The 21,655-nt window shown below is 64.8% G+C and carries 18 protein-coding genes, 1 tRNA gene and 1 riboswitch; of the genes, 4 read left to right on the forward strand and 15 right to left on the reverse strand.

The window, feature by feature from the left end; all coding sequences use genetic code 11:
- Nucleotides 1-6: 6 nt before the first annotated feature.
- Together NUH86_RS12780 and NUH86_RS12785 are read left to right on the forward strand one after the other, a co-directional pair.
- Nucleotides 7-1,200, forward strand: coding sequence for a glycoside hydrolase family 68 protein (locus NUH86_RS12780; RefSeq protein ID WP_267249850.1), 1,194 nt, complete (start codon nucleotides 7-9; stop codon nucleotides 1,198-1,200).
- A complete protein-coding gene (locus tag NUH86_RS12785) occupies nucleotides 1,190-2,131 on the forward strand; it encodes an ROK family protein (RefSeq protein WP_267249851.1) in 942 nt (313 codons plus the stop codon). Before NUH86_RS12780 ends, NUH86_RS12785 begins: the two co-directional genes overlap by 11 nt.
- A 59-nt stretch (nucleotides 2,132-2,190) precedes the next feature.
- Here the strand turns inward: NUH86_RS12785 and NUH86_RS12790 are convergent, their stop codons facing one another.
- The 3 genes from NUH86_RS12790 to NUH86_RS12800 all read right to left on the reverse strand — a co-directional run bounded on the left by NUH86_RS12790 (nucleotide 2,191) and on the right by NUH86_RS12800 (nucleotide 5,450).
- Nucleotides 2,191-3,162: a LacI family DNA-binding transcriptional regulator gene (locus NUH86_RS12790; protein WP_267249852.1), complete on the reverse strand. Its 972-nt coding sequence runs from the start codon at nucleotides 3,160-3,162 to the stop codon at nucleotides 2,191-2,193.
- 155 nt (nucleotides 3,163-3,317) lie between these two features.
- Complete coding sequence (locus NUH86_RS12795) at nucleotides 3,318-4,274, reverse strand: alpha/beta hydrolase (RefSeq protein WP_267249853.1); 957 nt, start codon at nucleotides 4,272-4,274, stop codon at nucleotides 3,318-3,320.
- Nucleotides 4,275-4,277: 3 nt separating this feature from the next.
- Entirely contained in the window at nucleotides 4,278-5,450 is a 1,173-nt protein-coding gene (locus NUH86_RS12800; protein ID WP_267249854.1) for a serine hydrolase domain-containing protein, read from the reverse strand.
- A 114-nt stretch (nucleotides 5,451-5,564) separates the two neighbouring features.
- Between NUH86_RS12800 and NUH86_RS12805 the strand changes: the two genes are divergently transcribed.
- Nucleotides 5,565-7,010, forward strand: a complete 1,446-nt coding sequence (locus NUH86_RS12805) for an MFS transporter (protein ID WP_267249855.1) — start codon at nucleotides 5,565-5,567, stop codon at nucleotides 7,008-7,010.
- Nucleotides 7,011-7,435: 425 nt separating this feature from the next.
- Here NUH86_RS12805 and NUH86_RS12810 read toward each other — a convergent pair.
- A tRNA-Leu gene (locus NUH86_RS12810) sits at nucleotides 7,436-7,522 on the reverse strand.
- A 148-nt stretch (nucleotides 7,523-7,670) separates the two neighbouring features.
- Here NUH86_RS12810 and NUH86_RS12815 point away from each other — a divergent pair.
- Nucleotides 7,671-8,141: a hypothetical protein gene (locus NUH86_RS12815; RefSeq protein ID WP_267249856.1), complete on the forward strand. Its 471-nt coding sequence runs from the start codon at nucleotides 7,671-7,673 to the stop codon at nucleotides 8,139-8,141.
- Between the two features lie 9 nt (nucleotides 8,142-8,150).
- Here the strand turns inward: NUH86_RS12815 and gltB are convergent, their stop codons facing one another.
- From gltB to NUH86_RS12870, 11 genes are all read right to left on the reverse strand, one after another.
- A complete protein-coding gene (gltB, locus tag NUH86_RS12820) occupies nucleotides 8,151-12,701 on the reverse strand; it encodes a glutamate synthase large subunit (RefSeq protein WP_267249857.1) in 4,551 nt (1,516 codons plus the stop codon).
- Nucleotides 12,701-13,432: a DUF2059 domain-containing protein gene (locus NUH86_RS12825; RefSeq protein WP_267249858.1), complete on the reverse strand. Its 732-nt coding sequence runs from the start codon at nucleotides 13,430-13,432 to the stop codon at nucleotides 12,701-12,703. Before NUH86_RS12825 ends, gltB begins: the two co-directional genes overlap by 1 nt.
- The gene (locus tag NUH86_RS12830; RefSeq protein ID WP_267249859.1) at nucleotides 13,432-14,883 is read right to left on the reverse strand and encodes an NAD(P)-dependent oxidoreductase; all 1,452 of its coding nucleotides are present in this window, start codon (nucleotides 14,881-14,883) and stop codon (nucleotides 13,432-13,434) included. The genes NUH86_RS12825 and NUH86_RS12830 overlap by 1 nt, the downstream gene beginning before the upstream one ends.
- A 165-nt stretch (nucleotides 14,884-15,048) precedes the next feature.
- Nucleotides 15,049-15,858, reverse strand: coding sequence for an undecaprenyl-diphosphate phosphatase (locus tag NUH86_RS12835; protein WP_267249860.1), 810 nt, complete (start codon nucleotides 15,856-15,858; stop codon nucleotides 15,049-15,051).
- 150 nt (nucleotides 15,859-16,008) lie between these two features.
- Nucleotides 16,009-16,947, reverse strand: a complete 939-nt coding sequence (locus NUH86_RS12840; RefSeq protein WP_267249861.1) for a complex I NDUFA9 subunit family protein — start codon at nucleotides 16,945-16,947, stop codon at nucleotides 16,009-16,011.
- A 75-nt stretch (nucleotides 16,948-17,022) separates the two neighbouring features.
- On the reverse strand, nucleotides 17,023-17,601 hold the full coding sequence (locus NUH86_RS12845) for a TMEM165/GDT1 family protein (RefSeq protein WP_267249862.1): 579 nt from the start codon (nucleotides 17,599-17,601) through the stop codon (nucleotides 17,023-17,025).
- A gap of 96 nt (nucleotides 17,602-17,697) precedes the next feature.
- Nucleotides 17,698-17,808: riboswitch (yybP-ykoY riboswitch) on the reverse strand.
- A 123-nt stretch (nucleotides 17,809-17,931) separates the two neighbouring features.
- The gene (locus tag NUH86_RS12850; protein WP_267249863.1) at nucleotides 17,932-18,321 is read right to left on the reverse strand and encodes a hypothetical protein; all 390 of its coding nucleotides are present in this window, start codon (nucleotides 18,319-18,321) and stop codon (nucleotides 17,932-17,934) included.
- A gap of 90 nt (nucleotides 18,322-18,411) precedes the next feature.
- Complete coding sequence (locus tag NUH86_RS12855) at nucleotides 18,412-18,975, reverse strand: hypothetical protein (RefSeq protein ID WP_267249864.1); 564 nt, start codon at nucleotides 18,973-18,975, stop codon at nucleotides 18,412-18,414.
- 8 nt (nucleotides 18,976-18,983) lie between these two features.
- Nucleotides 18,984-19,550 carry a demethoxyubiquinone hydroxylase family protein gene (locus NUH86_RS12860; RefSeq protein ID WP_267249865.1) on the reverse strand — a complete coding sequence of 189 codons (567 nt, stop codon included), beginning with the start codon at nucleotides 19,548-19,550 and terminating at the stop codon, nucleotides 18,984-18,986.
- Nucleotides 19,547-20,032 (reverse strand): disulfide bond formation protein B, encoded by a 486-nt coding sequence (locus tag NUH86_RS12865; RefSeq protein WP_267249866.1) that lies wholly within the window; start codon nucleotides 20,030-20,032, stop codon nucleotides 19,547-19,549. Before NUH86_RS12865 ends, NUH86_RS12860 begins: the two co-directional genes overlap by 4 nt.
- A gap of 267 nt (nucleotides 20,033-20,299) precedes the next feature.
- Nucleotides 20,300-21,649 (reverse strand): S41 family peptidase, encoded by a 1,350-nt coding sequence (locus NUH86_RS12870; protein WP_267249867.1) that lies wholly within the window; start codon nucleotides 21,647-21,649, stop codon nucleotides 20,300-20,302.
- Nucleotides 21,650-21,655 lie beyond the last annotated feature (6 nt).

Raw genomic sequence — 21,655 nt, forward strand, 5'->3', positions numbered from 1 at the left:
GTTAGGATGACGGCATCGCGTGGAGACAACGGGGAGGGGGGCACCTCTAACGCGCAGGAGCGGGTCCCGACGCACTGGTCGGACGAGGGCATCGCCGCCGCAGCGGCGCGACCTGGCAGTCGTATACCTCTGATCGATCCGGCCGAGCTGAAGGAGGTGGTCACAGGACTAGACGCGTGGGACATGTGGCACCTTGCCCGGCCTGATGGGTCCACCGTGTCGGTCGGCGACCGCACCTTCTGGTTCTTCCTTGCAGCCGCACGACAAAGCGATCCCGAAGGTCGCCACGACGTCGCGCGCATCCGCCTGACGAGCCGGGCGGCCGAGGGATGGACGGATCACGGATGGGTGCTGCCGGAACACCTTACCCCCGGCACCCGAGAGTGGTCTGGCTGCTCTATCCTCGATGGTGACAGGCTGACATTGTATTTCACTGCCGCAGGCCGCCGGGGCGGCAACCACAGCTTCGAACAACGTCTGTTCGAGGCAAAGTGTCGCTTTCAGCTCGATCGCGATCAGCCGGTTCTTTCGGACTGGACCATGCCTTTGGAATCGGTGGCGGCTGACGGGAACTGGTACAAGATTGCCGATCAGGCCACGGCCCCGGCGCATGGGATATGGGGATTTCGCGATCCGGCATATTTTCAGGATCCAGCGAATGGAGCCGAACATCTGGTTTTCGCGGGCTCAGCGGGCTGGACAGATCGGACGCTCGACGGCGTCATAGGGCTGGCGACGCGCGTTGCCGGAGAATGGAAGCTTCAGCCTCCCATCGTTGAGGCGCTCGGCACGAGCAGCGAGCTTGAGCGGCCCCATATCGTGATCAAAGACGGCCGCTACTATCTGTTCTGGTCCACGCATGCGCGGCGCTTCGCTCCCGCGATCGGCGCGCCTTCCGGCCTATACGGCATGGTTGCCGACAGCCTCGACGCACCCTGGCGACCGATCAACGGGTCGACCCTGGTGGCCGCGAACCCGCCCGCCTCGCCCATGCAGGCCTATTGCTGGTGGGTCACGGGCGAAGGCGAGGTGATGAGCTTCGTCGACTATCCGGGCTTTGCGCAAACCGATCCTCCAACGGATTTGGAGCAGCGCCGAGGAAGTTTTGGCGGCACAATCGCTCCGCGATTCCGGCTGCAATTCGATGGCGATGCAGTCGTGCCGATCTTTGCAACTAGCGGAGCACACCGTGAAGGATAGTCCCAGGCTTCTCTATGGCTGTATCGAGGCGGGCGGAACCAAATTTGTCTGCGGCATTGCCGACAGCTCTGGTAAGTGGCTGGAACAGAAGCGGTTTCCGACAACCGACCCGGTCTCCACGCTGGGTCAGGTGACGCGATTCCTGGCCGGCGGTCAAGCGCGACATGGCGAACTCGCCGCGATCGGCATTGCCAGTTTCGGTCCGATCGAGCTCGATCGCGCCTCGGAACATTGGGGCTCGCTGCTCGCAACCCCGAAGCCAGGCTGGAGCGGAATATCGTTAGTCAGGCCTCTCACGCAGGCCTTTGCAGTTCCGATCGCGCTGGATACGGACGTCAATGCCGCTGCCCTGGCCGAAGCGCAGATGCGAGCGAACTCGTCCATTGACAGCCTTGTCTACATTACGGTCGGAACGGGGATCGGGGGCGGCGCTGTCTTCCGGGGGCAAGCGATTCATGGACGCAGCCATCCGGAAATGGGGCATCTGATTCCGCCACGCCATCCCCTTGACGCAGATTATGCAGGCTGCTGCCCCTATCATGGATCATGCGTCGAAGGCCTTGCCAGTGGCCCCGCAATTGTGGCGCGTTGGGGCAAGCCGCTGTCTGACCTTCCTGACGGGCACCCCGCCCACGAGATCATCGCCTGGTATCTGGGTCATCTCGCCTCCACCATTCTTGCCGTGCTGTCGCCAGAATGCATTGTGTTCGGCGGGGGAGTGATGGCCACCCCGGGCCTGATGGACCGCGTGCGGGCTCAGGCGCTGCGCGTTGCTGGCGACTATCTCATTTCGAGCGGCGGCAATCGCACGAAAATCGAGGAGCCTCGCCTGGGATCCGTCGCCGGATTGGAAGGCGCTCTCCTGCTCGCTCGGCGGGCTGCAGCGGCGGCTAGAGCGATTTCCAGTCAGATGGCATCATCTGACGTTTAAGAAATCGCGGTAAAACAAAGGAATAGAGTTTTCGATCTGATTCAATCAGATCGAAAACTCTAGGTCGAGCTCCTGACGACGAGCTCGGGCGGAAGCAGTATGGAGGAGCAGGGTTCACCCTTCATCCGGTTGAACAGCAGTTCGCACATCAGCGTGGACCCGCGTTCGAGATCCTGGCGAATCGTCGTGAGCGGAGGATTGCTTTGCGCCGCGATCGGGACGTCGTCGAATCCCACCACGGACAAGTCCTCGGGCACCGCTCGACCCACCGCGACCGCAGCGCGGATCACGCTCATGGCGACAACGTCGGAGCCAGCGAAAACGCCGTCTATGTCGGGATGATCGCGAAACAGCCGCTGGGCTGCCGCAAAGGCGTCATGCGAGGTCATGTGGGCGGGGACCAGAACATGAGCGTCATGAGCTTCGGGCGGCAGCACCTTCCTGAAGCCTTCGTACCGTGCGGCGAACTCGGGGGCATCGGTATTGCCGAAGAAGCCGAGCGTACGTCGTCCCCGGCTGAGCAGATGCTCTGCGGCCAGCCGGCCGCCGCCGACATTGTCCGCTCCGACCGAGATGTAGCTCTGGCCGGGCGCCCATTGCCCCCATACAATCATAGGCTCGTAACTGTCGCCCACATCCTGAAGAACCGCCGCCTGGTCCGACTGACCGATTACGAGCACGCCGTCGACACGGCTGGAGTCGATGATCTTGCGGAGCCAGGTGTCCTGGTGCGGTTCGATGCGCTTGAGCAGGAGGTCGTAGCCGCGCTGCGAAACCGCGTCGGCGAGATAGGCGAGCATCGCCATGAAGAAGGGATCACTGAGGTGCTGGCCCTTCTCGTGACCGAGCGGCAGTACGAGCGCGATCGTGTTCGACTGGCGCGTTCGTAGCATACGCGCGGCCGGGTTCACGGTGAAGCCTGTCTGACGCGCCAGTTCCTGGATACGCTGCCGCGTCGTCTCCGATATTAGCTCACTGTTGGCAAGCGCCCGCGAAACCGTCGCTGTCGACACGCCGGCCAGCTTCGCCATCGCCTGCAATGTTCGCGGCCGCTGCTCATCCTTCCCTGGCCCTGCCTCGGGGTCACTGCCCCCGGCAGGACTTTTCGTCGATCGATCGCTCTTTGCCACGTCCGATCAAAACCAGAGGGCGCGGCTGATGGCAACTCGTTTCGACGCCGGGGACATCACGCCGCGCCAAGTAGCTTTTGAAACCGGGCGAGAATCTGATCGCTCGCCTCCGCGGCGGCCGGCACGATCCGGCGGAGATGCGTGAACCCATGCGTCAGATTCGAGAACTCCATCACCTCGGCTTCGACCCCGGCTTCCTGCAGCTTCCGCGCATAGGCGATCGCTTCGTCCCTGACTGGATCGACGGTGAGCACGACCACCAGCGCGGCTGGCAAGTCGGAGAGGTCATCATGCGCCAACGGAGAAATGCGCCAATCGCGCGGATCACTGTCTGCAAGATAGGCCTCAACGGTGGCGCGCATGGCCGCGATGCGTAAGCCGGGGTCTGCGTCCGCCACGCGCGACGGAAGGTTCCAGGAATCGGGTCGCAAATCCACTGCCGGGTACAACAACAGCTGCGCCTTCAGCGGGTGCCCGGCGGAATCGCCACGCTGCGTTGCTTCGTCGCGAAGCGCGATCGCCACTGCTGCGGCGAGGTTGCCGCCGGCACTATCGCCAGCGATGGCGACCCGACGATCGTCGCCGCCAAGCTGCACGGCCTGCGCGATCGTCCAATGCGCTGCGGCTAGGCAATCGTCGAACGCCGCCGGGGCCGGATGTTCCGGCGCGAGGCGATATGTTGTCGAGACGACAACTGCCGGGAGGGCCTCGCACAGATAACGGACCGTATGGTCGACCGTGTCGAGGTCGCCGATCGTCCAGCCTCCGCCATGAATGTAGAGCAGGGTCGTGGAGGTCGGTGTCGTTGGGCGATAGACGCGTAGCCTGACGGGGCCACCAATACCCTCGATCTCCACAGATTCAACGGAGGCGACCTCGGTCGCTGGCTCCGACCCCAGAATGAGCGGTAGGACGGACGCGGCTGCAGCGCGCTGGGCCGGCCAATCGACTGGCAGGGCAACTTCAACAGGAGCGGCTTGCAACAGCGCATTGAGCACAGGGTCGAGCGTCATGGGTCAGGTCACCTTTTCGAGAATGGCGGACAATGCGTCCACGACGGCATAGACCTCGGGATCTCGGACTCCGCCAGAAACGTGGCCGTTGCGGACATAGGCGAAGCTGACGTTTCGCTCAGGATAGGCGAAGGCCAGGCTGCCGCCCATGCCGTCATGGCCGAAGCTCGATCCACCCAGCATCGGCTGCACGCTCCAGGGGATCATGACGCCTGCGCCCCACGACGGCCCGTCCTCCTCAAGTCCGAATTGCGGCCCCGTCGAGACCGGCCGTATCGCGTCGGCAATCACAGCATCCGAAAGCAGTCGCACACCATCGACTTTGTTGAGGCAAGCTGCGTAGAAAGTCGCGAGCGAAGCGGCATCCGTGAGCAGTGCCGCGCCAGCAAGTTCGAGCGCCTGCACAGCGGGATCGTCCAGACTATGCTCCCCCCAATCACTGGCAAAGGACAGGGCACCATTCAGTGTCATCGCTTTCCAAGGGAGGGAACCGGGCGTCAGACTCGCCTCGATACCCTTTGCGGCTTCCAGATCACGGTAGATCAGACGCGCTGCGCGTTCGCGCTCGTGCATAGGCGTACCGAAAAACATCGGCAGGTCGAGCGGAGCGGCAACCTGTTCCGCGAACCAGCGGCCCAGCGTTTTGCCCGTCACCCTGCGGACCAGTTCGCTCGTAATCCAGCCGATCGTCACCGGGTGATATATATGGTGTTTGCCGGGTTCGAAGATCGGTTCTTGCGCGGCAAGTCGAGCTGCCATGTGCATGACGTCGCCTAATTCTGCGAAGTCGATCTTTCCGTCGATGAAGGGGACACCCGCGCGGTGACCCAGAGCCTGCGCAACGGTCACATTATCCTTTCCGTGCTGCGCGAACTCCGGCCAGTATTGAGCGATTGGCTCATTCAGGTCGATAAGTCCCCGTGTAGCCAGTGCGAGAACACAGACCGCCGCGACGCCCTTGGAAACCGAGAAGACAGGCACGATCGTGTCCCGCCGCCATGGCCGTTCGCGATCGCGATCGGCAAACCCGCCCCAAATATCCACCACGAGCCTGCCGCCGACGGTAATGGCGCACCCCGCTCCAATCTCGCCACTTGCGAGATTCGCCTCGAACGCATCGGCACAGGCTTCGAAACCTGGAGCGACTCTCCCTTCAATCGCCGCTTTCGTCATCATGCTTCGACTCCCAGTTCTGCCTGTGCGGTGATGCGACTTGCATAACCACAATCCAACCTTTATGCAATGCATTGCAATATGAGCCCGGCATTGCTGCTGGGATGAGAGGAAAGCATGACCGCCAGTACCCTGCGCCGCTCCGAGGCGGATCGCCTGCCGATCCGGACGAAGCTGCTTTTCGGCTGCGGTCAGGGTGTTGAAGTCTCCGCGACCTTCGTGGCGAACACCTTTCTGCTTTTCTATCTGACCAGTGTCGCAGGCGTCTCTCCGGCGGTCGCTGGCACCATCATCTTCCTGTCGCTCGTTGTCGACGCCATCGCCGATCCGTTCATCGGCTCCTGGTCCGACCGGACGCGGTCGAGGTGGGGTCGACGGCTTCCCTTCATGGTGGTCGGCCTGCCGGTCATCTGCGTCGCCTCAGTCGCACTGTTTTCGATACCGCTGACAGGGGGCGCCGGCTTTACGGTGGTGCTGGCGCTGCTTCTCAACATTCTTCTGCGCGTCGGGACGTCGCTATACGCCCTCCCATATGCCGCGCTCACCGCCGAGTTGACCAGCGATTATGACGAGCGGTCCAGCGTGACCGCCTACCGGATGATCTTCGGATTCCTCGGCACGGTGGTGACCATCGCTCCGGCATTCGGGATTATCTTCGCCACCAAGGAGGCCTATGCCTCGCGTGACGCTTACCTGCAGCTCGGCGGATTGCTGTCCGCCGTGGTGCTGGTCATGGGCTTGATCTGCATCCTTGGCGTTCGCCGTGCCGTCGCCGCGAGCCCGGCCGAACACCTCCCGCCCGCCGCGACCGCGAAGTCGTTCGCGGGCGACTTGCGAGACCTGCTGAAGAATGGCTCCTTCATCCGGCTGTTCATGGCCAGTCTGACCGCCCTGATCATCGGAGGCAGCATGAACGCGCTCAACCTCTATGCGTACAGCTATTTTTGGAAGCTCCCCGCGTCCCTGAACCAGGCCCCACTGCTCGGCTTCCAGATGGGCCTCCTGCTTGGGATCCCGACCACCGCGCTGTTGCTGAACCGTTTCGAAAAGCGCGATGTCGTAATTGGTGGGCTCGCTGTCATCTCGTTGAGCCAGACCTTGTCCGTGCTGCTCGCCTACGCTTTCTTTGGCGATATGCCGAACCTGACGGCGACCACGATCCTGGTGATCGCAAGCGCCATTTTTGGCGGATGCAATTCCCTGTTCTTCATCGCATTCTCGTCAATGATCGCCGATGCGGTCGACGAGCATGAGGCGAGGTTCGGACAACGCTGCGAAGGCTTGTACTTCAGTTCGCTCGTATTCGCCGCGAAAGCCGCTGTCGGCATCGGGTCGCTGATCGCCGGGCTCGTGCTTACCGCTGTCGGCCTCACGACGGCGGGTGGCGCTAGTGCGCGGATCCCTGCGGAATCGGCGACGCTACTCGGCCTTCTCTGGGGCGCCGGGCACGGCGCGGCGTTCCTGCTTGTGCTCCCCTTCCTTGCCGGCCATCGCCTGACCCGCGCACGTCATCAGCAACTGCTGCAGTCGCTTGAACATCTTCGAGCAGCTCGCGCCACCTGAACCGGCCGAAACGGCTCACCAGTTCTCTCGCAAAGAAGAGCATTATTCGTTGAATCAAAGCCTTCTACGGCGGTGGCCAAGCCTCCGCTCTTGCCAAGAGCTGTCTTGCGCCGCCGCCATAGGGAACGGCGGGTAAGTCTAAGGATTTCGGGCGCTTGCGTACGGAATCCTGACATGGAGGTGAGTGCTGACGCTTTGACAGTATCCTCATCACGGTGTTCCCATGAAGAGAGCATCGCGATGCCCCGGTTACGACAATGCCCAGGCGGGGTGACGCTATCAGGATCGGAGGGAGACGCCAAACGCGCTGCACATAGGTGCGCATATCGGGCCGCTACAACGCATGATTTTGGGTGGGCTTGAGGGTGGGCTGGATTTTACCTACCCCGCTAACCACTTGAATTTCTTCGATGAATTCAAGGGATTGGTGCGGTCGAGAAGACTCGAACTTCCACGGCCTTTCGGCCACAACGACCTCAACGTTGCGCGTCTACCAATTCCGCCACGACCGCACATTTTCCGGGAACCGGCGGGGCCGGTGCCTTGGTAGGAGGCGGCCCTTAGCAAAGGCTTTCGGGCCATGCAACAACCTATCTGCATCTGCGTTGTTTTGGGCAGAGAAAGTCGGGGAACGATGGAAGGATAGGGAAGGATCGGCCCATGTCGGCGCGCTTCTGGCTATTTTCATTGGTTTGCGCAGGGACGGCGCTGACCGGGGGTTATGGGCTGGGCCTGTACGCCACGACCCAACCCAGGGCCGGGATGGAGACGCCCCTGCCGGAAGCGGCCGTGCCGGAGGAGGCCGGCCATGATCCGGCGGGGCTGACCGGTCCCGCAACCATCCGCTGCGAAGGGTGCGGCCCGACGCTGGCCGACCGGCAGATGGCCGCGGACATGGCGGGATGGGACGGCGCGGATGATCCGGCATGGCGCGATTATGCGGCGCGGGAGGATGAGGACCGGACCGGCTATGCCGAACCGCCTCCACACGTGCGGATACTGCCTGCATCGGTCGAACGCTTCGCGGCGGGGGAGAGCGAGGGCCGTTTCCAGCCTGTCCGGATCGCCCAGGCCCCGGACGGCAAAACGCCCGCCGAGGAACCCCCGGCGGACGCTGCCATGCCTTATTGAGCCGACCGCTTATTCGGCGGCGACCACCTCTGCGGGGGTGTCGCTGAGCGGGTGCGCGAGGCGGCTGACCATCTCCTTCGGGCAGACCTGCCAGAAATAACGGCGCCAGCGGTCCCAATCGTCCAATATGGTGTTCGACCATTTGCTGTCGGTCGCCACCGCATGCTGGGCGATCAGGGCCTTCAGCTCCGCTTCCCAATGGCTGCTTTCCAGCCGCTGCCAGACGATGCTTTCCGGGTTGGCGCGGGTCGGGAAGCTGCCGTCCTCATCCAGGATGAAGGCCATGCCGCCGGTCATGCCCGCGCCGAAATTCGCGCCGGTCTTGCCCAGGATGACCGCCGTGCCGCCGGTCATATATTCGCAGCCGTTCGCGCCGCAGCCCTCGACCACCACCTGCGCGCCCGAATTGCGGACGGCGAAGCGTTCCCCCGCCTGCCCCGCCGCGAACAGCTTGCCGCTGGTCGCGCCGTAGAGGACGGTGTTGCCGATGATGGTGTTGTCCTTGCTCGACAACGGGCTGGAGACGGTCGTGCGCACGGTGATGATGCCGCCCGACAGGCCCTTGCCCACATAGTCGTTGGCGTCGCCGAAGACTTCCAGCTTGATGCCCTTGCAGAGGAAGGCGCCCAGCGATTGGCCCGCGCTGCCGCGCAGGCGCACGGTCAGGTGGCCGTCCGCCAGCGTCGACATGCCGAACCGTTCGGTCACGGCGGCGGACAGGCGGGTGCCCACGGCGCGATGCGTGTTGCGCACCGTGTAGGTGAGCTGCATCTTCTCGCCGCGTTCGAACACGGCCTTGGCGTCGCGCATCATCTGCGCGTCCAGGCTGTCGGGCACCGCGTTGCGCCATTCGGTCAGCGAAAAGCGGCGCTGATCGTCGGGCGCGTCCACCTTGGCCAGGATCGGGTTGAGGTCGAGATCGTCCAGATGCTCGGCGCCGCGATTGACCTGCTTCAACAGTTCGGTCCGCCCGATCACCTCGTCGAGGCTGCGATAGCCCAGGCGGGCGAGGATTTCGCGAACCTCCTCCGCGATGAAGGTCATGAGGTTGATGACCTTCTCCGGCGTGCCGGTGAACTTCTGGCGCAGGCGTTCATCCTGCACGCAGACGCCCACGGGGCAGGTGTTCGAGTGGCACTGGCGCACCATGATGCAGCCCATGGCGACGAGGCTCAGCGTGCCGATGCCATATTCCTCCGCGCCCAGGATCGCCGCGATCACGATGTCGCGCCCGGTCTTGAGGCCGCCGTCGGTGCGCAGCTTGACGCGATGGCGCAAGCCGTTGAGGGTCAGCACCTGATTGGCTTCCGAAAGGCCCATTTCCCAGGGCGTGCCTGCGTATTTCACCGACGTCTGGGGCGAGGCGCCGGTGCCGCCGACATGGCCCGCGACCAGGATGACGTCGGCATGGGCCTTCGCCACGCCTGCCGCGACCGTGCCGATGCCCGCCTGGCTGACCAGCTTCACGCAGACGCGGGCGCGGGGATTGATCATCTTGCAGTCGTAGATGAGCTGCGCCAGATCCTCGATCGAATAGATGTCGTGATGCGGCGGCGGCGAGATCAGCGTCACGCCGGGCGTCGCATGGCGCAGCCTGGCGATGAACTCGGTCACCTTGAAGCCGGGAAGCTGGCCGCCCTCGCCGGGCTTGGCGCCCTGGGCCACCTTGATCTCGATCTCCTCGGCGGAACCCAGATATTCGGCATGGACGCCGAAGCGGCCCGACGCGATCTGCTTGATCACCGAATTGGCGTTGTCGCCATTCTCATAGGGCTTGAAGCGGTTCGCATCCTCGCCGCCTTCGCCCGACACCGCCTTGGCGCCGATGCGGTTCATGGCGATGGCCAGCGTCTCATGCGCTTCGGGGCTGAGCGCGCCCAGCGACATGCCCGGCGTCACGAAACGCTTGCGGATTTCGGTGGTCGCCTCGACCTCGTCGATGGGTACGGCTTCGCGGGCGAAGTTGAACTCCAGCAGGTCGCGCAGATAGACCGGCGGCAAATCGCGCACGCCGCGCGAGAATTGCAGATAGGTCGAATAGCTGTCGGTCGCGACCGAGGTCTGCAACAGATGCATGAGTTGCGCGGAATAGGCGTGCGTCTCGCCGCCATTGCGCTGGCGGTAGAAGCCGCCGACCGGCAGGCGCACCACGGCGCTGTCATAGGCGGTGTCGTGGCGCAGCTTCGCGCTGTAGTGGAGCGAGGCATAGCCCTCGCCCGAAATCTTCGCGGGCATGCCGGGGAAGAGATCGTTGACCAGGGCGCGGCTGAGGCCGACCGCTTCGAAATTATAGCCGCCGCGATAGCTGCTGATGACCGCAATGCCCATTTTGGACATGATCTTCAGCAGGCCTTCGTTGATGGCGATGCGGTAGCGTTCGAAACACTGGTCGAGCGTCAGGTCGCCGAACAGGCCGCGTGCATGGCGGTCCGCGATGCTGGCTTCGGCCAGATAGGCGTTCACCGTGGTCGCGCCGACGCCGATCAGCACCGCGAAATAATGGGTGTCGAGCGCTTCGGCGCAGCGCACGTTGATGGAGGCGTAGCTGCGCAGCCCCTTGCGGACGAGATGCGTATGCACCGCCGCCGCCGCCAGCACCCCGGCGATGGCGACGCGATCCGCATTCACCCGCTCGTCGGTCAGGAAGATTTCGGTGCGGCCTTCGCGCACGGCCTGTTCCGCTTCCTCCCGGATGCGGGCGATGGCGGCGCGAAGCTGCTCCTGGCTTCCTTCGGCCGGGAAGGTGCAGTCGATTTCGGCCACGGCGGGACCGAAATGCCCCTTGAGCTTCGCCCATTCCGATGAGGTCAGCACCGGCGAATCCAGCACCAGCACATGGCTGTTCTGCGCGTCCTGCTCCAGGATGTTGTGGAGGTTGGAGAAGCGCGTCTTCAGGCTCATGACGTACCGTTCCCGCAACGGATCGATCGGCGGGTTGGTGACCTGGCTGAAATTCTGGCGGAAGAAATGGCTGACCGTGCGCGGCTTGTCGGAAATGACGGCCAGCGGCGTGTCGTCGCCCATGGAGCCGACGGCTTCCTTCGCATCCTCGACCATCGGGGCGAGGATCAGTTCCATATCCTCCAGCGTCATGTTGGCGGCGACCTGACGGCGGGTCAGTTCGGCCTTGTCCCAGGCGGGCAGCGCGCTGGGGGCGTCGGCCAGATCGCCCACCGTCATGAAGTCCTTGATCAGTTCCGAATAGGGGCGCTCGCCCGCAATCTGGTCCTTGATCTCATGATCGTCGTAGATCACGCCTTCGGCCAGGTCGACGGCGATCATCTGGCCCGGACCCATGCGGCCCTTCTTGACGATGGTGGTTTCGGGCACGACGACCATGCCGGTTTCCGAACCCACGATCAGCAGATTGTCGCCGGTCAGCGTGTAGCGCAGGGGGCGCAGCGCGTTGCGGTCCACGCCCGCGACGACCCAGCGGCCATCGGTCATGGCGAGGGCGGCGGGGCCGTCCCACGGCTCCATGACGGAGGCGAGATATTCATACATGTCGACATGCGCCTGCGGCAGTTCGGCGTCCGCCGACTGGTAGGCTTCGGGCACCAGCATCAGCTTCGCGGTCGGCGCGTCGCGGCCCGAACGGCAGATCGCCTCGAACACGGCGTCGAGCGCGGCGGTGTCGGACGCGCCCGCCGGGATCACCGGCTTGATGTCCTCCGACTGCTCGCCGAAGGCGAGGGAGGCCATCTTGATCTCGTGGCTCTTCATCCAGTTCTTGTTGCCGCGGATCGTGTTGATCTCACCATTATGCGCCAGCGTGCGGAAGGGCTGGGCCAGCCACCATTGCGGGAAGGTGTTGGTGGAATAGCGCTGGTGGAAGATGGCGACGCGGCTTTCGAACCGTTCGTCCTGAAGGTCGGGGTAGAAGACCGACAGCGATTCCGCGAGGAACAGGCCCTTGTAGATGATCGACCGGCAGGACAGCGAGCAGACGTAGAAATCCTGGATCTGCGCGGCGATCACATTCTTCTCGATCCGGCGGCGGATGAGGTAGAGATCCTTTTCGAACTCGGCCTGGTCGCGCTCTTCCGGCATGGGACCGGCGATCATGATCTGTTCGATCTCCGGACGGGTGCGCTGCGCCTTTTCCCCGATGACGGAGACGTCGACCGGCACCTGGCGCCAGCCATAGATGGTGTAGCCCGCGTCGATGATCTCCGCCTCGACGATGGTGCGGCAGGTTTCCTGCGCGCTGAGGTCGGTGCGCGGCAGGAAGATCATGCCGACGGCGAGGCGGTTGGGCAGCGGCTTGTGGCCGGAATCGGCGATGGCGTCGTCGAAGAAGCGCACCGGCAGGTCGACATGGATGCCCGCGCCGTCGCCGGTCTTGCCGTCCGCGTCGACCGCGCCACGATGCCACACGGCCTTGAGCGCGTCGATGGCGGAGGCAACCACGCGGCGCGACGGGCGGCCATCGGTGGCGGCGACCAGGCCGACGCCGCAGGCGTCGCCCTCCATCTCCGGATGATACATGCCCTCGGCCGCGATGCGGGCACGTTCTTCGGGGCTGGCCATATAGCTTTGCTGGAGGGTCTGGTCAGTCATCACTTCGTCCCTTCGTCATGCGTGGCGGCGCCGTCATGCAGGTCGCTCGCCTTGACACCCAACAGCTTCGCCAGCCTGCCGCGCTCCTCCTGCGACAGGTCCGCGATCTTGCGCGGCGGCGGCAGGCTCTTCGTCGCCGCCTCCGCCTTGGCCGCCATATCGGGCATCTTCTTCATCATCTCAGGCATCAGGGCCTGCATCTCGCTCATGATCTCCGGGTCCATGAACATCATCATGGACTCGCGGGCATAAAGGTCACCGGTCGGCGTCCGGAAGAAGGCCGCCAGTTCGGAGAGCTGCCCGCCGTCGAACCTGCGCGCATAGGCGCGGGCCAGCGCGTCGCGCACCTTGGGTTCGAAGCCGTCCATCAGGTCGGCCATCGACGCCATCATCGCGTCCATGCCGCGCTTTGTGCGTTCCCGGAAATTCGGGTCGATGATTGCGCTGATCTGCTCCATCGACGTTTCGTCCATGCTGGACAGCTTGCCCTGCGGCACGCCGCCGATGCGGGCGAGTTGGGCGACCGGCATCTTCATGACGCCGTCCATCATCCCGTCCATCATCTTGGACAGGGTGCCGTCCATCATCCGGCGATAGGTGCCGACGGGGAAAATCTTGTCCACGACAGGACGCGCCGCCGCGATGCGCGCCGCGTCGGGCGCGCCTTGCGCCTGCGCGACCTGCGCGGCCAGCAGCGCCAGCCCGATCAGGGATGACCGGAGGGCGCGCATCAGGCCGCCTGCCTTTCCCCGGCCGCAGCCTTCGCCTTGGCCCTGAGATAGCGGTGCATATGTTCGGTCACGTCGCGGCCGTCGCGGATGGCCCAGACGACCAGCGAAGCGCCGCGCACGATGTCGCCAGCGGCGAACACGCCGTCCATGCTGGTCATCATCGTCTTGTGATCGACGCGCAGCGTGCCCCAGCGGGTGACCGACAGATCCTCCGCGCCGAACAGCCTGGGCAGTTCCTCCGGATCGTAGCCCAGCGCCTTGATGACCAGATCGGCCTCCAGCGTGTGTTCCGTGCCCGGATCGGGTTCCGGGGCGCGGCGGCCCGATGCGTCGGGCTGGCCGAGGCGCATCTTCGTCACCTTGACGCCGGTGACATGGTCCGTGCCCTCAAAGGCGATGGGGGCGGAGAGCCAGACGAATTCGACCCCCTCCTCCTCCGCATTGGCGACTTCGCGCTGCGAGCCGGGCATATTGTCGCGGTCGCGGCGGTAGAGGCACTTGACCGAGGTCGCGCCCTGGCGGATCGCCGTGCGGACGCAGTCCATCGCCGTGTCGCCGCCGCCGATGACGACCACCTTCTTGCCGTTGGCGTGCAGCGTGCCGTCCTCATGTTCCGGCACGGCGTCGCCGAAACCGGCCTTGTTGGAGGCGATCAGGAAATCGAGCGCCTTGACCACGCCCGGCGCGCCGACGCCCGGCGCCTTGATGTCGCGGGGCTTGTAGACGCCGGTCGCGATCAGGATGGCGTCGTGGCGGCTGCGCAGTTCCTCCATGGTGGCGTCGCGGCCGACCTCGAAACTTTCATGGAAGGTGATGCCGCCGTCCTTCAGGCGCTGGATGCGGCGCATGACCACGTCCTTTTCCAGCTTGAAGCCGGGAATGCCGTAGGTCAGCAGCCCGCCGGCGCGGTCGTGCCGGTCGTAGACATGCACCTCATAGCCCGCGACCCGCAGATATTCGGCGGTCGTCAGGCCCGCGGGCCCCGCGCCGATCACGCCGACCGACTGGCCGAGCGGCGCGCCGGGGACGAGCGGTTCGACCCAGCCTTCCTTCCAGGCGGTGTCGGTGATGAATTTTTCAACCGATCCGATGGTGACGGAGCCATGGCCGGAAAATTCGATGACGCAATTGCCCTCGCACAGCCGATCCTGCGGGCAGATGCGGCCGCAGATTTCCGGCATGGTGCTGGTCAGGTTGCTGAGTTCATAAGCCTCCCGCAGGCGGCCTTCGGCGGTCAGGCGCAGCCAGTCGGGGATATGGTTGTGCAGAGGGCAATGGGTCGAGCAATAGGGCACGCCGCATTGCGAGCAGCGCGACGCCTGTTCCTCCGCCCTGTCGAGGATGAAGCTGCGGCTGATTTCCAGGAAATCGTCGGCGCGATCGTCGGCCGAACGCTTCTCAGGATAGGCCTGGCCCGTTCCCACGAATTTCAGCATTGGATTGTCAGCCATGGCGAGTCCCTGAAATGAATTGCAGGGTGCCCCATAGCATAAAAGCCCGCAGAGTCACGTGGATTCTGCGCTTTAAGTCAGTATTTATGTCCTAATTTCCGGGGATATTTCGCGAGAATGCGGCGGGCCTGAAATAATCTTGCGCAAATTAGGTCCGGTTCGGACTTACCTGAGGGAAAGCCATGCCAATGCCGTGATTCCCGCGATGATTCGATACCAGGCGAAGGGGGTGAAGCCATGGCGCGACACCAGCCCGACGAACCATTTGATCACCAGCACCGCGACGATGAAGGAAACGACGAATCCCAGCGCGATGCTGTCCCAGCCGACCACGGCGGAGGTCAGCTTGTCGCCGTTTTTCAGCAGTTCCAGCACGGTAGCGCCCAACATGGTCGGGATGGCGAGGAAGAAGCTGAATTCCGCCGCCGTGCGCCGTTCGACGCCCAGGGTCAGCGCGCCCATGATGGTCGCGCCCGACCGGCTGACGCCCGGAATCATGGCGAGGCACTGGATGAAACCGATGCCGACCACCCGGACGAAGGGGATGTCCGCGATGCCGTGGAAGCGGTTTTCCTTCACCATCCGCTCGATCCCCAGGATCGCGATGCCGCCCGCGATCAGCGCCCAGGCGACCACCTTCGGCGCGCCCAGCAGTTCCTCTATATATTTATGCAGCGCCAGGCCGATCACCGCCGCCGGGATGAAGGCGACCAGCAGATTGCGCAGGAAGCGCCAGCTTGTCGGCTCCCTGTGCAGCAGGCCCATGCCGACCGCCCAGAAGGTCCGCCAATAAAGCACCACCACCGCCAGGATCGCGCCCAATTGGATGATGACGTTGAACATCGCCCAGGTGGACGCATCATAACCCAGCAGCTCGCTGGCCAGGATCAGGTGGCCGGTCGAGGATACGGGCAGGAATTCGGTCAACCCCTCCACGATGCCAAGCAGGATGACTGTCAGATAATGCAGGTCCATGGGTAGGTCAGATCCTTAATGGGCAAGCAAAGGGAAAGCCCTCCCCCGGACGGGAGAGGGCGGAGGGATTTGCTGCCATTGTGCAGGTGCGAAGAGGTGAGGCAAGCCGTTGCCGCACGGCCGGTCGCGGTCCGTTGCCGGTCCAGCCTGTCAGGCCTGGACCCGCCCGGCGAAGCGGCCATGCCTGCGATAGCGGATCAGCCATTTTTCCGCGACCGCCGCCATCGGCGTGGCCGCTACGCCCAGATCGGCCAGCCCGTTCGCGCCGGGGGCGACGACATTGTCCCTGCCCAGCATGGCCAGTTGATCCCGCGTGATGGGACCGCCCGGCAGCATCGCGATCAACGAGGCGAGCGAAGCGGGAACCGCGCACAGGCTGCGCTGGCGGCCGATGGCCTTGGCGATCCAGGCGTTGAGTTCCAGCATCGAATAAATCTGCGGCCCGCCCAGTTCATAGGTCTTGCCGCCATGGACGCCGGGTTTTTCGGCGGCGTTGGCGATGGCCTGCGCCACGTCGGCGACATAGACGGGCTGGAATTTGGTGTTCGCGCCGATCACCGGCACCACCGGGGCAAGGCGGATGATTTCGGCGAAGCGGTTGAGGAACTGGTCCTCCGGGCCGAAGACGATCGACGGGCGGATGATGGTGGCGTCGGGGAAGGCGGCCCTGACCGCCGCTTCGCCCGCGGCCTTCGACCGGCCATAGGCGGAGGGGCTTTGCGCGTCCGCGCCGATGGCGGAGATGTGGACCAGCGCCTTGACGCCCGCATCCGCCGCCGCCCTGGCGACATTGGCCGCGCCGTCATGGTGCGACCCTTCGAAATCGCCGGAGAGGACGCCGACCAGATTGATGACGATATCGCTGCCCGAAATGGCGCGGGCGACGCTTTCCGGCTTGCGGATGTCTGCCGCGACGAACTGGGTCTGGCCCAGGCCGCCCAGCGGCTTGACGCGCAGGGCGGTCGCCAGGTCGCGCTGCGCCACGCGCACCCGCGCGCCGCGCGCCATCAGCGCCTGCGCGACCTGCCGGCCCAGAAAGCCGCCGCCGCCGAACACCGTAACCAGACTGTCCTTCATCATGCGTCCCATGCCTGTCTAAAGGGGATGACTCTGCGCATCCCCTTGCAACAGCCGCCGCCCGCTGACAACTGCTTTACCGGCGCTTTACCCGATCCAGCCGCGCAAATCAGCAATCATCCACAGGCCGAGGCCAAGGAACAGCAGGGCGGCGCCGATCTGGAGCGCGCGCATCGGCACCTTCTTCGCCAGCGCGTCGCCGAACAGCACGGCGGGAACGTTCGCGATCATCATGCCCAGAGTCGTCCCGGCGGTGACGGCCAGGATATTGTCGAAGCGCGCGCCCAGCATCACCGTCGCCACCTGCGTCTTGTCGCCCATTTCGACCAGGAAGAAGGCGATCAGGGTGGTCATGAACACGCCCGCTTTGGAGGGGGCCTTCAGCGGTTCGTCCTCGTCCAGCTTGTCGGGGATCAGCGTCCAGGCGGCCATGGCGATGAAGCTGGCCGCGACGGCGTAGCGGAACCAGGGCTGGGTCAGCGCGCCCGCGACCGAATGGCCGACCAGCGCGGCGAGGAAATGATTGGCGAGCGTCGCGAAGAGGATGCCGAGGATGATCGGCGCGGGCTTGCGGAAGCGGGTGGCGAGCAGCATCGCCAGCAATTGCGTCTTGTCGCCCATTTCCGCGAGCGCGACGAGAGCGGTGGAGGTGAGGATGGCTTCCATGCGGGTCGTTCCAGGGCCGGGCGAAGACTGAAGACGCAATGCCACCGCCCTCCCCCGCCCGGCCGGACGAAGAAGGCGATGCCATTGGTCTCGCCCGATGCGGAATATCCTTCCGCATCCCGCCCGCCATGGCCTCTCGGCCAAATATGTTGACGAACGGCCCGTTCCTTATGCGGAACGGCTGGCTACTCCCCAGATGACGAGGGGGGATTTAAGGGAGAAGGGGGAGGATGGCAAGGGTTTGGGAGGAAGGAGGCGCGACCTGCGTATCTTCCCCTCCACCACCGCCTTTGGCGGCGGTCCCCCTCCCCATCTATCGATGGGGAGGATTTAGGGTTCGCCCCTGGATTCCTGCATGCGGCGTTCGGCGAACCATTGTTCCAGCGCCTTGGCGGTGCAGCCGGTGAAGCCGTTGCTGCCGATGGCCGAACAACTGCCCGGCAGGGTCTGGCGCTGCGCCTGTTCCATCGTCGCGACCTGGCTGCCCCAGCCGGGGCCGCCCGCCGGTTCGGGCTTTTCACGCAGCTTCTTCGGGATGCGATAGCGTTCGGATTCGGGCTTGCGGGCGCAGACGATGATCTCGTCGTCCTTCGCCTTGGGACAGGGGTCGTCGCCATAGACGACCAGATTGAAGATTGTCTGCGGCGGCTGAGCATCGGCCGCGCCGCCGACAGACAGCAGCGTCAGCAGCGAAGCGGCCAGGGCAACAGGGAGACGCATCGAATATATCCTTTCGTCCCCTGTTCCGCCGCCCGGATGTCCCGGTTCCGGCGGCCATGTCGTTCAGACGCCGCGTGACGGCAACAGCCGTCAGGGCTGGGGCGTCGTCGTCGGCTGCTGGGCGGGCGGCGCATTTTGCTGGGCCTTTTCCTCGGCCACGGCGCGGGCTTCGATCGCCTTGCTCTCCGCGTCGATGGTGGACAGGCGGCGCGTCCTTTCCGCCTCGACCAGATCCTTCCAGCTTGCATTGTCGGCCGCCTGCCGCTCCGCCTTGGCGAGCCGGGCCAGTTGCGCGAAGCAGCCGGTCGCGCCGCCGCCGCCCACCGGGGAGCAGCTTTCTGTGCCGCTGCGGCCGACATATTCCATGGACCTCACCCGTTCCCCCCAGGCCTGGTGGCTGGGCTGGTTCGGGTCGCCGCGCAGCGGTTCGGGAATGCGATAGCGTTCCTCCTCCCCCTTGCGGGCGCAGACGACGATGTCGCTGCCCTGGCTCTGCGGGCAGGGATCGTCGCCATAGACGATGACCAGATTGACGCGCTCGGACGCGGGCTGCGCCGCAGCGGCGGGCTGTTCCGGCGCGGGGCCCTGCTGCGCCAGCGCGGGCGCAGCCGTGCCCAGCAAAAGCATGGCGGCGATCAGACTGGTCTTCATCATGCTTCTCCTCAGATACGCCTGGAAAGGGCGATGGCGGCGCGACAGCCCAACCGGATGGCGCCGGACAACAAGGGATAGGCCGGAGCCTGCTCCGCCCCATGGGCGATGGCGGCGTCGCGATGTTCCACCTCCTCCGCCTGGAAATCCGCGATGGCGGTGGAGAGTTCCGGATCGTCCTGCCCCAATTGTTCAAGCTGCTGGGCATAATGGCGGTCGATTTCCGTCTCGATCGCGGCGGTGCAGGCCATGGCGGCGCGCGGGCCGATGGCCGCCGTCACCGCGCCCAGCGCGAAGCCCGCCACCTTCCAGATCGGCTGCAACGCCGTCGGCCGCACGCCCCGGCGGGCGATCATCGCGTCGAAATGCTGGCGGTGCCGTTCCTCCTGCGCGGCCATGCCGGCGATGAGGCGGGAGTCGGGATGGCGATCCCCCATCATGGCAAGCTGCCCGGCATAGATGCGGGTCGCGCCGAACTCGCCCGCCTGATCGACGCGCAGCATGGAGGCGCGTTGCCGGTCGGTGACGCGGCGGCCAGGCCTGGGAAAATCGGGCCTGGGAAAATGCTTCACACTCATGCCTTGCTCCCTTTTCCGAGCAGCAGCGCCAAGATGAGGAGCGCGCCCCCTCCCGACAAGAGGCCGTTATAGCCCGCCATCGAAATGCCGAACAGGTTCCACGGCGAAACGTCGCAACGGGTGATCGGGGTCGCCATGATCTGGTTGAGGATATCCGCCGAACTGCCGCCCGTGGGACTGGTGGAGCAGGCGGTCAGCCCCTGCCACCAGCCATATTCGACCCCGGCGTGGAACAGGCCGATGCCGCCGCTGATGCCGATGGCCAGGCCCGCCAGGCCGGTGAACAGCGCGCTGACGCAGGCCCTGCCGCGCATCGCATAGGCGGCCAGCGCCAGCGGGATCGCGGCCATATGGGCATAACGCTGCCACCAGCACATCTCGCATGGGTGCAGGCCGCCGAGATATTGGAACGCATAGGCGCCGGCCAACATGGCGAGGGGAAGGATCAGCGCCAATGCGCGGGCGAGGGGCAGGCTTTTCATGAGCTTCGCTTAGACCGTCCCGGACCTTTCGTCATGCTGAACTTGCGGTGTTCCCGCGCAGGCGGGAAGCCCGTTCGGACGTTGCCCGGCTTTTCGGAGGGCGGGACTGGACTCCTGCCTGCGCAGGAGCGCGTTGGCCTGCAACCTCCAGCCTATTGCAATATCTAGAGCGATTTCCAGTCAGATGGCATCATCTGACGTTTAAGAAATCGCGACAAAACAAAGGAATAGAGCGGTCGATCTGATTCAATCAGATCGAAAACCGCTCTAGGGCGTCGCGGGTTTGCGGGCGGGCTGGGCCTGCGCCATCACCGCGCCGGGTTTGGCCGCGAGGCGGGACAGGGTCTTGAGCGCATAGTCGAGCTGGAAATCCTCTATCCCCTTCTTCTTCAGTTCCTCGGCGGAGGCGGCGAAGCGGGGATCTTCCTTGCTATCCTCTTCCAGCGCGGCATTGTCCGTCTTGATCTCATTGATCAGGTGGCGGCGCAGGTCGCTTTCGCGGAATTTGGGCCGGTTCTTGTAATCGGGGTCGCTGAGCTGCGGCACCCTCACATCCGGTTCGATCCCGCCTTCCTGCACGGAACGGCCCGACGGGGTGTAATAGCGCGCCGTGGTCAGCTTGAGCGCGGTGGTGTTGCTCAAGGGGAGCATGGTCTGCACGCTGCCCTTGCCGAAGCTGCGTTCGCCCATCACCAGCGCGCGATGCTGGTCCTGGAGCGCGCCCGCGACGATTTCGGAGGCCGAAGCGGACCCCGCGTCGACCAGCACGATCATCGGCAGGCCCTTCGCGTCGTCGCCCGGCTTGGCGTAATAGCGTTCGACATCGCCCTTCTGACGGCCGCGCTGCGACACGATCTCGCCGCGTTCCAGGAAGGTGTCGCTGACCGACACGGCTTCGTCCAGCAGGCCGCCGGGGTTGGAGCGCAGGTCGAGGATATAGCCGGTCGGCTTGCGCCCCAGCGACTTGTCGATGCTGCGGATCGCCTGGCGCACGTCGGCGCCGGTATTGGCGGAGAAGCTGACGATGTTGATGACGCCGATGCCGTCCTTCACTTCCCACTTCACCGGCTTCAACTGGATGATCTCACGGGTCAGGGTCAGGTCGATGGGCTTGTCGCGGCCGGGGCGGACGATGGTCAGCTTGATCTGCGTGCCGGGCTGGCCGCGCATCTTGTCGACCGCCTCGTCCAGCGTGCCGCCATAGATGAGCTGCCCGTCGAGATGGGTGATATAGTCGCCCGCCTTGATCCCGGCGCGCCAGGCGGGGGTGTCCTGCGTGGGGGCGATCACCTTGACCGCGCCATCCTCCTGCGTGACGGAGAGGCCCAGGCCGCCATAGCTGCCCTCCGTCTGGGTGCGCAGATTCTGGAAATCGCGGGCGTCGAGGAAGCTGCTGTGCGGGTCCAGGCTGGCGAGCATGCCGTCGATGGCGCCCTTGATCAGCTTTTCGTCGTCGACCTTCTCGACATAGTCGCTGCGGACCTTCTGGAACACGTCCATGAACTCGTCCAGCGCCTTGTAGCTGCTCGCTTCCCCGTCGGCGAGCGCCGCGGTGGTGGCGGGAATGAGCGCGAGCGCGCCGAGGGCGAGCGCGCCCCGGAAGAAATTGGATTTCATGCGTGT

The sequence above is a fragment of the Sphingobium sp. JS3065 genome (assembly GCF_026427355.1).
GTDB lineage: Bacteria > Pseudomonadota > Alphaproteobacteria > Sphingomonadales > Sphingomonadaceae > Sphingobium.

Coding starts and splice junctions, on each gene's coding strand:
- NUH86_RS12780 (WP_267249850.1), top strand. CDS start 7: ATGACGGCATCGCGTGGAGACAACGGGGAGGGGGGCACCTCTAACGCG.
- NUH86_RS12790 (WP_267249852.1), bottom strand. CDS start 3,162: ATGGCGAAGCTGGCCGGCGTGTCGACAGCGACGGTTTCGCGGGCGCTT.
- NUH86_RS12795 (WP_267249853.1), bottom strand. CDS start 4,274: ATGACGCTCGACCCTGTGCTCAATGCGCTGTTGCAAGCCGCTCCTGTT.
- NUH86_RS12800 (WP_267249854.1), bottom strand. CDS start 5,450: ATGATGACGAAAGCGGCGATTGAAGGGAGAGTCGCTCCAGGTTTCGAA.
- NUH86_RS12805 (WP_267249855.1), top strand. CDS start 5,565: ATGACCGCCAGTACCCTGCGCCGCTCCGAGGCGGATCGCCTGCCGATC.
- NUH86_RS12815 (WP_267249856.1), top strand. CDS start 7,671: ATGTCGGCGCGCTTCTGGCTATTTTCATTGGTTTGCGCAGGGACGGCG.
- gltB (WP_267249857.1), bottom strand. CDS start 12,701: ATGACTGACCAGACCCTCCAGCAAAGCTATATGGCCAGCCCCGAAGAA.
- NUH86_RS12825 (WP_267249858.1), bottom strand. CDS start 13,432: ATGCGCGCCCTCCGGTCATCCCTGATCGGGCTGGCGCTGCTGGCCGCG.
- NUH86_RS12830 (WP_267249859.1), bottom strand. CDS start 14,883: ATGGCTGACAATCCAATGCTGAAATTCGTGGGAACGGGCCAGGCCTAT.
- NUH86_RS12835 (WP_267249860.1), bottom strand. CDS start 15,858: ATGGACCTGCATTATCTGACAGTCATCCTGCTTGGCATCGTGGAGGGG.
- NUH86_RS12840 (WP_267249861.1), bottom strand. CDS start 16,947: ATGGGACGCATGATGAAGGACAGTCTGGTTACGGTGTTCGGCGGCGGC.
- NUH86_RS12845 (WP_267249862.1), bottom strand. CDS start 17,601: ATGGAAGCCATCCTCACCTCCACCGCTCTCGTCGCGCTCGCGGAAATG.
- NUH86_RS12850 (WP_267249863.1), bottom strand. CDS start 18,321: ATGCGTCTCCCTGTTGCCCTGGCCGCTTCGCTGCTGACGCTGCTGTCT.
- NUH86_RS12855 (WP_267249864.1), bottom strand. CDS start 18,975: ATGATGAAGACCAGTCTGATCGCCGCCATGCTTTTGCTGGGCACGGCT.
- NUH86_RS12860 (WP_267249865.1), bottom strand. CDS start 19,550: ATGAGTGTGAAGCATTTTCCCAGGCCCGATTTTCCCAGGCCTGGCCGC.
- NUH86_RS12865 (WP_267249866.1), bottom strand. CDS start 20,032: ATGAAAAGCCTGCCCCTCGCCCGCGCATTGGCGCTGATCCTTCCCCTC.
- NUH86_RS12870 (WP_267249867.1), bottom strand. CDS start 21,649: ATGAAATCCAATTTCTTCCGGGGCGCGCTCGCCCTCGGCGCGCTCGCG.